Source organism: Planktothrix sp., assembly GCF_046067725.1.
Classification (GTDB): domain Bacteria; phylum Cyanobacteriota; class Cyanobacteriia; order Cyanobacteriales; family Microcoleaceae; genus Planktothrix.
Genome location: NZ_JBJUDF010000058.1, coordinates 1 through 10,205, shown reverse-complemented (window position 1 = coordinate 10,205; position 10,205 = coordinate 1). Strand labels below are relative to the sequence as shown.

11 protein-coding genes and 1 pseudogene are annotated in these 10,205 nt (G+C 39.9%); 2 read left to right on the top strand and 10 right to left on the bottom strand.

What is annotated here, in order from left to right:
* Positions 1–108: 108 nt before the first annotated feature.
* The 10 genes and pseudogenes from ACKPEB_RS03415 to iscB form a co-directional block, all read right to left on the bottom strand.
* Positions 109–351 carry a gas vesicle protein GvpG gene (locus tag ACKPEB_RS03415; RefSeq protein ID WP_408963386.1) on the bottom strand — a complete coding sequence of 81 codons (243 nt, stop codon included), beginning with the start codon at positions 349–351 and terminating at the stop codon, positions 109–111.
* 14 nt (positions 352–365) lie between these two features.
* Entirely contained in the window at positions 366–1,100 is a 735-nt protein-coding gene (locus ACKPEB_RS03410) for a GvpL/GvpF family gas vesicle protein (RefSeq protein ID WP_408963385.1), read from the bottom strand.
* Between the two features lie 15 nt (positions 1,101–1,115).
* Positions 1,116–1,589, bottom strand: a complete 474-nt coding sequence (locus ACKPEB_RS03405) for a gas vesicle protein K (protein WP_408963384.1) — start codon at positions 1,587–1,589, stop codon at positions 1,116–1,118.
* A gap of 105 nt (positions 1,590–1,694) precedes the next feature.
* Positions 1,695–2,126 carry a gas vesicle protein gene (locus tag ACKPEB_RS03400; RefSeq protein ID WP_408963383.1) on the bottom strand — a complete coding sequence of 144 codons (432 nt, stop codon included), beginning with the start codon at positions 2,124–2,126 and terminating at the stop codon, positions 1,695–1,697.
* Between the two features lie 8 nt (positions 2,127–2,134).
* Complete coding sequence (gene gvpN / locus ACKPEB_RS03395) at positions 2,135–3,280, bottom strand: gas vesicle protein GvpN (RefSeq protein ID WP_408963382.1); 1,146 nt, start codon at positions 3,278–3,280, stop codon at positions 2,135–2,137.
* A 402-nt stretch (positions 3,281–3,682) separates the two neighbouring features.
* Entirely contained in the window at positions 3,683–4,069 is a 387-nt protein-coding gene (gvpC, locus tag ACKPEB_RS03390) for a gas vesicle protein GvpC (RefSeq protein ID WP_408963381.1), read from the bottom strand.
* A gap of 212 nt (positions 4,070–4,281) precedes the next feature.
* Positions 4,282–4,497, bottom strand: coding sequence for a gas vesicle structural protein GvpA (gvpA, locus tag ACKPEB_RS03385; RefSeq protein ID WP_002735503.1), 216 nt, complete (start codon positions 4,495–4,497; stop codon positions 4,282–4,284).
* Positions 4,498–5,729: 1,232 nt separating this feature from the next.
* Entirely contained in the window at positions 5,730–6,374 is a 645-nt protein-coding gene (locus ACKPEB_RS03380; protein WP_408963380.1) for a hypothetical protein, read from the bottom strand.
* Between the two features lie 87 nt (positions 6,375–6,461).
* A complete protein-coding gene (mgtE, locus tag ACKPEB_RS03375; RefSeq protein ID WP_408963379.1) occupies positions 6,462–7,865 on the bottom strand; it encodes a magnesium transporter in 1,404 nt (467 codons plus the stop codon).
* A gap of 192 nt (positions 7,866–8,057) precedes the next feature.
* Positions 8,058–8,489, bottom strand: a pseudogene (gene iscB / locus ACKPEB_RS03370) (RNA-guided endonuclease IscB); the annotation flags it as partial.
* A gap of 350 nt (positions 8,490–8,839) precedes the next feature.
* Here iscB and ACKPEB_RS03365 point away from each other — a divergent pair.
* On the top strand, positions 8,840–9,382 hold the full coding sequence (locus ACKPEB_RS03365; RefSeq protein WP_408963378.1) for a Uma2 family endonuclease: 543 nt from the start codon (positions 8,840–8,842) through the stop codon (positions 9,380–9,382).
* 93 nt (positions 9,383–9,475) lie between these two features.
* Complete coding sequence (locus ACKPEB_RS03360; protein ID WP_408963377.1) at positions 9,476–10,096, top strand: AAA family ATPase; 621 nt, start codon at positions 9,476–9,478, stop codon at positions 10,094–10,096.
* Positions 10,097–10,205: the final 109 nt, after the last annotated feature.

Sequence of the window (10,205 nt, the reverse complement as noted above, 5' to 3'; positions counted from 1 at the left end):
CTCTAGCTTGTATCAATCGATTAGATTATGAAAACGCAAGAGTAGGATTTTAATTCAACAATAATTTTTATCTTTGTTCTACTCATGAAGGAGATCAAAACATTAAGCCTAGTCCTCTACAGACTCTTCCTCTAAAGCCTGAATTTTTAATAAAAGTTCTTCTTCCTGAATTTCAAACTCTTCCTCAGAAATGTTTCCCATATCATAAGCTAGTTGTAATGATAGTAATAATTTGTGCAAATTTTCAGTCTCATTATATTCTGTATTTGCACGCTCTTGAATTTTCTCTCCAATCCACATCAAACCACCAATAGGCCCGGTAACAGGAAAGCATAAAAGATCAAGAAACATAATTGACACTCTCCTTACATAAGTTGGGCAAAGGTATAGGGTGCGGTTAAATTGTTATAGCGAATTCGCAAGCGATCGCCAAACTGTTGATCAATCGCTTCAACGTTTTGGCTAAATTCCGGCTCTTCCTCCCAAGGAATTAAATAAGCTGCATTGTAAATCATGTCATCCGTCATCGGATCGCTTTCGACCACCTCTTGAGCGCAATGATTTAATTGATCCCTAAAGACTTGAATAATGTCTTGTTTCCGTTGAAATACAGTGCCTTCAATGAGTTGACCGATATGGATAATTTCTTCCATCGTTAAGTTTTTCCCCATCATCGCATCCCGTTGTTGCTTTAACTCAGGATTAGACTCCAAAGCCGCTTGTAATTCCGACTGGTTATCCCAAAAAATCTTAATGCTAACTTCTCGTTTCCCTGACAATTTAGCAAATAATTCTTTCAGTTGATTTTTATAGGGGTTAATTAATTGTTCGGTTACGGCTTCCCAGGTTTTTACAACTAATCCAAACCGCAATGGAAGCAACGTCCGAAACCCTGCTTCCATGACTGTTTCTAATACTTTTTCATGGCAAATTAAATACCGACGGGATGCCAAATACTTCTCTTTATGAGCTACCGAGTAGAGAAAACTAAAACCCTCAATCACTTCACAGTGAACCGGCTCATTATCAATCCCTTCCAACACTATTTTGTCAGGAATCTCATCGGCAAAAATTCCATATAAATAAAAACCAACTACCATAAGCAGTCTCCCAAATTAAATCGGCTGAGAAGTTAAAACCAAACGAAGTTTTAGATGAATTAAATCAAGCTTTGCTAAACCTAAATCAACGTTTCCTTCAACAACAACTCCTGTATTTAAAAGTCGATCCACCAATTCCAATACAGAAGGATTGGTACTATCTTCTCCAGGGTAATAACTCCCCGGTTCAGGTAACAGAGTCCCAAATTCCCCCAGATTGATATTTAACTCTTTCGGATCAACTTCAAAAATTTCGCACAAATGGAGAATTTGTTCTTGTAATTTTTGAATACTTTCTGCTGCTCTATCTAAATCAGATTCACTGAGAATTCCGCCTTCCATCCGGCGAATGATTTGAGCCTCGAGCAATTGGCGTACCAGTTCAACAACAGTTAATAGTAAAGGCGCTAAACCAGCTTTACTATTACTTTCTGGACGGGTCAGCAAAGATTCATTAGTAGAATCATAAGGTGTGTAAACAAGTGTCATGATCGCAGTTAGGGAATCAGTTTTTGACGGCGAATCTCAAGTGTGGAACTTCGCACACTTGAAATTTTATCTAAGGTGAAATGACGGAATCCCCCCTCTAACCGATTAGAACTCAAGCTGGGAATTTTCTGGCTTTTCGGAATGTGCTTCATCGTTCGGACCGAGATCATGGCTTTCTACTGCGCTCGATTGGGTTAAGGATTTCAAGGCTTGAAGTTCCGCTTCTAAGGTTTGGAGTCGGTGTGAAAGTTCTTGATTTTCTGCTAATAAAGCTTGGGATTTGCTATGGAGATAAGGGTCACCTTCCCACCAATTAATCCCCATCTCCCTTGCTTTATCAACAGAGGCGATTATTAGGCGAATGCGGATATGCAGAAGTTCCGTTGAGGCGATCGAAACCGAAATATCGCCCGCAATCACAATTCCTTTATCTAAAACTCGTTCAAGAATATCCGCTAAACTCGAACCGTGAGTTGCCGTTGTCAGGGTTTTATTTGAGTGGGTTTTGATCGGGTTGGCAAAAGCTGAGGAATTCACAGTTGGTTTCACTCAAAAAGAATATAAAACTGGTCTTGTTGTTTGAGCAAGTTCTTTTGCAGTAAAGAATGAATCGCTTTTTCTGCTTGATCTTGCTTGATGTTTAAAGTTTTGTAAATTTCATGAAAGCTGGCTTTGTGGGTTTGCTCCAAATAATGATAGATTTTCTGTTCGTGTTCCTTCAAAGGGTCAGGAGATAACGCACTAACATCTGGACTATCAGTTTCTTCTGCAAAGGGTAAGGATTCTGTTAGATTGTCGTTGAGAACTTCCCATAAAAGGGTTGTCGATTTCTCGATGGATAAATTCGTGCGTGATAACAAAACATCTGCACAAATATCGCGGAAATCTGCATGATCAGGGGTAGCCACAATATCGTGTTCGGCGCAGACTTTGGCAATCATTAAACAAGAGCGCAAACCTGACGTTTTTTCAGCCGCAGTTCTCAGACGGAAGGTTTTGACGAGGTTGACAATAAATAACGCATCTTCTCGACGAATTCCAGTTTTTTGGGCGATAATTTCAGTCTGAGTCAGTTCATCTGGTTCAGGCATATTAATGGTTACTAACCGATCCATTAAGGCATCTTGGGTAGCATGAACCCCACAATATTCTTCTGGGTTAGAGGTAAAAATTGCCCGAAACTGAGAATGGACTTGCAGGTACTCGGGTTGATTACTACTCGGTGGCAGGGTCAGGATTTTTTCTTCTAAGGCGGAGAGTAAAACATTGTTAACTTCGGGTCGAGAACGGTTAAATTCATCATAAACTAAGGTAAATCCTTCTCGACAAGCCATCGTCAATCGAGAATCTACCCAGTTGTGTTTGAGTTCGTCCTCAACTTTCAGAACGCTGTGGATATAGTTATCCATCAGTTTTTTGTGGGTGTAACCCGACTGACTGCCAATTAAATCGGAACTGGTAAAGTCATCATCTCCGAAAATTAGCATTACAGGTCTGGCTAAGCAATTGGCTAGGTGCATCGCCAGTGTGGTTTTCCCCGTTCCGGCTGGGCCTCGCAGATGAATGGAAAAACCAGAGTGCAGGTAACGTAAAGCCCGGGTTGTAATTTGATGAATTGAAGGTGTAACAACAAATTGACCAGGGCGAACGCGGAGGACGGATCTTCTTGTTTGAGGTTCAGCAACTGTCATGGTTAAAATCTAGTAAACGTTAATAAATTTTCTGAGAAGTTTGAGCAAGAGCGTTGACCAATCGCAAAAAATGTGCTATTAATTAATTACAGTTATGTAGTTACCTGAGCTACAATTTTTGCAAATCTGTTAGCGGCAAGACCGACCGTTATTGCCTGTTAAGGGTAAGAGGTAACTAGCCCTTAATTTACAGGAATCCTGCATCCGCGAGGACAGGAACTCTACTTCTTCTTCGTTATTGAGTTTAGGATCTCAAAAGAAGTAGGGGTGGTTATTACACCCGGTTCAAAACCTAGAACTCATTGTTGTACTTTAAGGATAACCCTCTAGTTTAGCTGGACAAAAAGCTACTAGAGGGTTTTTTATCCTAGGCTTAAGCTGGGTTAAAACGAACCTGGAAGATTATTTTCCAAAAATATAGATAGATAACTCTTGGCGAAATTGACGCAAATCTTGTTTTTGCTGTTTCGCTTGAGCTAAACGTTCTTTGTTGGTCGCTGTTAAAAACAGACGGTTTTCTTGTTGCAATCTTCTGTGACATTGGCGCAGGAAAATCGCTTGTTTTTTCGCTTGAGCTAAACGTTGTTTGTTGGTCGCTGTTAAAAACACTCGGTTTTCTTGTTGCAATTTTTGGTGGAATTGGCTCAGAAAAACCGCTTGCTCCTCAGCTTGCTGTTGTCTTTTAGCTTTGGCATCCGACAGAAAAGCTTGAGTTTGTTTGCCGAGTTCAGCTACTTCTTCAGCAATTGATAAACGCTCCTGTCGGAATTTTTCCATGAGAGCAGGCATGGAGTTCTCCTCAATAACACTAGAGCACGGATTAACCCCAATCACCAGCCGAAGCATTTACTGTGACTGAGGGTTAGACAATAGAAATAACTGCTTTTCTCCTTCTTCCATCGTAGGATTCTTCCGAAAGTCAGGTGATCAAAGAAAAGCAGACACGTGTTGGAAACTAGAAGATTCCTCAATCAGAGGATTGAAGAATCTATAATTAATTTTTACGCAGGAACCGCAGCAGATTGAGTCAGACCCACGGCTTCAGCATATTTCAGGTAGGTTTCAACAGAAGCGATAACAACACGGGCTTCAATTGCTAACAGTTCAATTCCCACAAGAGAGACGCGAGCCCAAGCGTCAATAACAATCCCTTTGTCAAGAATCCGGTCGATAACTTCAGCTAAACTAGAGGAAGAGTTGGTTTTTTCGACTGCCATGGTTTTGTACCTTTTTACTCACTGTTGTTATTTTTGTCTGGGTTAAAGAAAGTTTTCTTTAGCCCCTTTTGACATGATTAATAATATCAATCTTTTTTTGTGGTGTCAATCTTTGTTTCGTTTTGTTCTGTAAATCTTTTTTGTGTATTATTACGGATGTTGTCTGGATTAACCAGAAAAAATACGGTTATGGCTATTCAGAATTTTAGGAGCTGCTTGCGATTAGATACAAAGACTAATTTTTACGTGATGTCTTTTCGTAAAGAAGGTTCTAGCCGAATTCTCAAAGCTTCACAGTGGTCGATTTTCCCAGATCGAGCTAGAATTCCTGAATCGGATAGAGATTTGCACAGAGGATTTCCCCAAAAAATACTGAAAATCCGAGATTAATTCAACCGTATAATTACGGATGTATCGCTACGACAATACGGAGATATTAAGGATTAAAGCAATCTCTTCTTTTAGTTAAATTCCACTACAATCAAGGGGGTTGACCCGAGCTAAAACCTTTAAAACACAGGATTTTGGGGTTTACGCAAGTCCTCGAAAATCTGCGTTGCTTTAAAATCCAGATTGCGAAAACCAGTCTATATATATAGGTGTAAGTTCGCTAACCGCTCAACAAAACTTACTCAAACGGACTCCAAGGCTATAGCACTACGGATTACAGTTAGGACTTTTTTGAATCCAGCAAACCGTTTCACTTCTTACTGGGAAGCACTGAGCTTGTCGAAGTGTTCTCAGTTAAGCTGTTCTCTGTTCCCTAGAGCGTAGCGCCATAAAAGTCCAGTCAAACTCAGGTGGTCAACCACCAAGCGAGTTAAACGGTCAACCCTTTATTTCTTGCTAAGACACCAGGAATGACTTTTCTCAAAAAGCCGCATTAATCTGTCGTTAAAGAGAACTGGCTAAACGAGACTGACAAGCCAGACCAAAACGGTAACGGTGAGGTGAGGCCACTATAACGGTCGTAGTAACACTCACCCTCAAAGTATAATCCGGTGGACAGTAGCATCCTAAAATCAATCCCAATGGTAAACACACTAGAAATCAAAGCTAGTGGTCTACCAACCCGGAGGGTTTGGATTCCAAAACCCAATAGAAGTGAAAAACGACTGTCCAAAGACAATGACAAGGGTCAACTTGGAGAGAAGCCGTGTGATGTAAAAACATCACGCACGGTTTTGAAGCCCAGCATAAGGGGTGACTCTCCAGCTTAGGTTAACGGAGTGTCAAGAATTCACTTGTCGCTTGACTTCCTGTTCAATCTGATTGGGAATATTTTCTATCTGGGCTGAAAGTTGTTGTAGAGATTGTTCTACTTTTTGATGGAGTTCGTTCATTTGATGTTGTTGTAAATTTCCCCATTGAGGCAATTGATTAATAAATTGTTGAAGATCGACTATCACATGAGTTAGAGTATTGATTTGTTCTAATTCGGGGCGTTGTTGGAACGTTTGAACAATCACTTCTAACTCTGATTGCATCATCGTTAAGGTTTTTTCTAATAAATTTTGACGTTCTAACAAATTTTGAATCACAACCATTAAGGATTGTAATTCCTGCGCTAATTGAGGATTGGGAGTAAACGCTAGTCCTGAAGAAATATTCAAAGTATTAATGGTATTTTTTAATTGATCCATTAATCGTTCTAAATTTCCTTGATGATCCTGCACCAAACTTTTTGTATTTGCAATATTTTTACGAGTTTTTTGAGCTAATAATTGCCGATTTAACCAATTTAATCCTAATGCTAAAGACCCTGGAATAACAGAATAAGTAATGGCTGTTCCTGTCAGCGTACTAAAAGAACCGATAATTGTGGCAATAATTAAAATTAATTCTAGGATTTCTAGCCATTGTTTCCGACTCAACATATTTAATCATCTCACTGTAAATTATTGGTACTCAAGGAGGAGAATCGTGAAGGCTTTTTGATGGAGCTATCCCGATTATCACCTCTTTTAAATTTGCAGAATCAATCGAGCTAAATTAAAATAAATTAAAACCCCTAAAACATCAACGGCTGTTGTAATAAACGGTGCGGACATCAAAGCGGGATCTAATCCTAATGAACGAAATAAAAAGGGTAAAGATGAACCTGCTACCGAAGCTAAGATGGAAATTGCAACTAAACTTACTCCTACGGCTACTGCAACAGGTAAATTCCCTTGCACAACAAATGTATTTGCCCAAATTGTAGCTAAAATTCCTAAGACTGAACCTAATAATGCTCCTGCTAATCCTTCGCGCCAAATCACTTGTAATGGCCCCATCGCTCGAATTTCATCGGTATTCATTCCCCGAATCACAACTGTTGAAGATTGCGCTCCTACGTTACCTCCTGTTCCCGTGAGTAAGGGAATAAAAAATGAGAGTGCTACCACTTGTTGTAACAATTCTTGTTGAGTTTTCAAAATTGAACCCGTGACACTATTTGTTAAGAGTAAAACTAATAACCAAACCACCCGCCTTCGAGCAATTGTCAGTAAATTTGCTTGAAAATAATTATCGCCATCGGTTTGTACTCCGCCCAAGGCATAAATATCCTTGGTGGCTTCCTGTTGAACAATATCTAAGACATCATCAACGGTAATAATTCCCACTAATCGCCGTTCACTATCTACCACGGGAATTGCTAAAAAATCGTACCGTTGAATAATATCAGCGACTTCCTCTTGATCGGTATCGGTTTGCACAGAAACAATATCCTGATTCATAATTTCACCAACGGTTTGTTCGAGTTGGGCTGTGACTAAATCCCGTAATGATAAAATACCTAATAGTCGCCGATCTGAGTCTGTAACATACAGAGAATAAATCGTTTCTGTAACATGGGCTAAACTGCGAATTCGTTCTAAACTTTGACTCACAGTAAAATATTCTTTGAGGGAAACATACTCCGGGGTCATGATTCGTCCAGCCGTTCCCGCTTCATATCCCAATAACAAAGCCGTTGATTGACGTTCTGTGGGGCTTAATTCGGCTACAATTCGCCGCACCACAGAGGCGGGTAATTCCTCAAATAAACGTGCTCGATCATCGGGTGACATTTTATCTACAATGTCGATGACTTCTTGGTGCTTGAATTTTTCGCAGAGGGATTGTTGAACAGTGGAATCGAGTTGTTCATAGACTTCGATCGCCTCATCCTTGGGTAACAACCGGAACGCAATCACCTGCATGGTTTCGGGTAAACCTTCGATAGCTTCAGCGATATCTGTTGGTTGTACAGGTTTAAGGATGCTTTTGGCTGCGGTTAAGTCTCCGATCTCCAGTAACACTTGGAGTTGTGTCCGCACTAACTCCCGCAATTCTTTACGAGAGATGGTTGAGGTTGGGGGTATTGATTGATTCGCTTCAGTCAAAGGCAGCCCTCCTAAAACAGTTCTGCATCCAGATCCAGTCTAAAGGCTTAGGGTTAACCCTTCACGCTTTAAATCAAAAACAGGGAACAGGGAACAGGGAACAGGGAATTAGAAATGTGTCAATAATTCTGTCTGTGCTAAATTAACTAGATTTTGATGAAATCGTGAACTACCTACACCGCCCTAATTTAGTTTTCTTACCCAAGTTAGGGTAGTTTCAACTCGATGTTGAAGACTAGGAGCTAACCATCCTTTTTGTCGGGTACGATTTAAAAATCGAGGTTGGCGATATCGGGTTTTACGATTTCTTCTGTTTCGACGCAGTGAGCAACGAGACTCAAGGCTTGCTTTAATCTTTTGTCCTCGATGGGTTAATTCTGCACCCCAAACTACTTTTTCGCCTTGAATCAAAGCGATACCAGTTGTTTTAGATCCGGGATCTAATTTAATAGTTATTGGTTCTGGAGTTTCTTCTACTACCTTTCTCAATATAATTGTGAACGGAAATAATCGAAACACTGCTGCTTTTTTAGCTTTAAGCAACTTCCTTGCTGTTACTGGACGGCAAGGAGATAAAGGTTTTTTATGTTGATCAAGAACGAGAACGTAATTTTGTTTAGACATGGTTTTGTCTCTACTGATTGCTCGTAAAGTTCGCTGAGTGCTTCGCACACGCTACGCGAACGCCAATGTTATCTAAGCTTGTTAAGCTAACCACACTGTCTTACCCCTCGTAAAACTGTTTAATGATTAACGATAGAGCCACAAACTAGCGTCGCATTCGTGGGTATCTTGACTCAGATAACGTAGTCAGTTAAGACTTAGGCTGGTCAACTAATTGAAGCTAGAGGCATGAAGCCCCGTCACTTCAGTGCGGGGTGCTGACTTTTTTTGAGAAGGGTGATCAGCAACAAAAGTCAGTCTGAATTTGCATTTGATATAATCAGATTGGTCAGTCCTGCCAAGGCGAATGAATGAATATGGCGATCGCAACTTTAACAGAAAACTTCTCTTTAGAAGATTTTATGGTGAATCCTCCCGATCATCAAGAGTGGGTAGATGGACAATTGGTGGAGACAACCGGAATGACAATTAAACATAGCCAGATTCAATGTCGGTTAGGTCGTTATTGGGGAAATTACGCAGTTGAATCAGGACAAGGAGGAGATGCTTATACAGAGCTTCCCTGTCGTACCTTAAAACAAGGTCGCCGTCCTGATGTGTCCTATCTCACACCCGAATTACTAACAGAATTTGGGGAGTTTCCCACCTTACCCCAAAGTCCTCCATTGCTGGCTGAAATTGCGTCTCCCAGTGATGCGGCGGAGGAGTTATTTGCTAAAGCCAATGAATATTTAGAGTCAGGTTGTCAGGAAGTGTGGTTAGTTTTTCCTGAAAATAAACGAGTTTTAATTATTACTGAAAATCAAACCTTAGCGTTTAAAGCTGGCGATATTGTTAGTACACAAATTATTTTATTAGGCTTTAGGATTGCTATTGATGAATTATTCGGTTAATTGAGCTATAATATTTCTTGTTTACAAACTTAAGGTACATTTATTACTAGCCTAATCCAGAAATGGATTACATTACCAGAGGAATACAGTACAGTGATCAAGATAGTCGTCAATGCAACTAAGGGCGGAGTAGGAAAAACAACAGTAGCAACGAATATTGCTCTACTGCTTGCCCAGCAAAACAAGCGTGTTTGGGCTTTAGATCTAGCAGGGAGAAGCCGTATGGCAAAGTTTTTGCAATCTACCAGTTACTTCAATAACAGTATCAATAAAATCGATATTCGAGAAACAGAGCCTTTACCCGATTCTTTCGCTGGAGCATCAGATTACGATTTTCTAGTTGCTGATACTGATGACTACTACGAAGTTCCTGCTACTGTTGTAACACAACGAGGTTGGCGATTGATCATTCCAATTGTACCTGATGATCAGGTTGGGGTAGAAGATATAGTAGAGGAAACTGCATCCCTTTTAAATTTTGGTCTTGTAGCTAACTTGGTTCCAAGAGCAAGAATTGTAGTAAATAATCGCCATCATAATGATAATTATGAACAACTTTACCAGCAAGTATATAAACAAGTTGAGGCTGCTTCTATTGATGAATTTTTGTCAAATCAATGGTTGCCATTTGTAAATTTAGCTCCGTTCGATTTTACATCTGATGAAGTTTTCTTAAAAACTTTGCGTTCTGTTCTCTCTGAACTTGGGATTTAAAAAAATTATGTCAAAGCTAACTGAAACTCTAAGCAACAATGTACAAAATCACTTAGAAAATATAACTATACGATTCTCTACTCAACAGTTAGATCAAGACTTATTAAAC

Coding starts and splice junctions, on each gene's coding strand:
- ACKPEB_RS03405 (WP_408963384.1), bottom strand. CDS start 1,589: ATGACACTTGTTTACACACCTTATGATTCTACTAATGAATCTTTGCTG.
- ACKPEB_RS03380 (WP_408963380.1), bottom strand. CDS start 6,374: ATGTTGAGTCGGAAACAATGGCTAGAAATCCTAGAATTAATTTTAATT.
- ACKPEB_RS03415 (WP_408963386.1), bottom strand. CDS start 351: ATGTTTCTTGATCTTTTATGCTTTCCTGTTACCGGGCCTATTGGTGGT.
- gvpA (WP_002735503.1), bottom strand. CDS start 4,497: ATGGCAGTCGAAAAAACCAACTCTTCCTCTAGTTTAGCTGAAGTTATC.
- gvpC (WP_408963381.1), bottom strand. CDS start 4,069: ATGCCTGCTCTCATGGAAAAATTCCGACAGGAGCGTTTATCAATTGCT.
- ACKPEB_RS03410 (WP_408963385.1), bottom strand. CDS start 1,100: ATGGTAGTTGGTTTTTATTTATATGGAATTTTTGCCGATGAGATTCCT.
- gvpN (WP_408963382.1), bottom strand. CDS start 3,280: ATGACAGTTGCTGAACCTCAAACAAGAAGATCCGTCCTCCGCGTTCGC.
- ACKPEB_RS03365 (WP_408963378.1), top strand. CDS start 8,840: ATGAATATGGCGATCGCAACTTTAACAGAAAACTTCTCTTTAGAAGAT.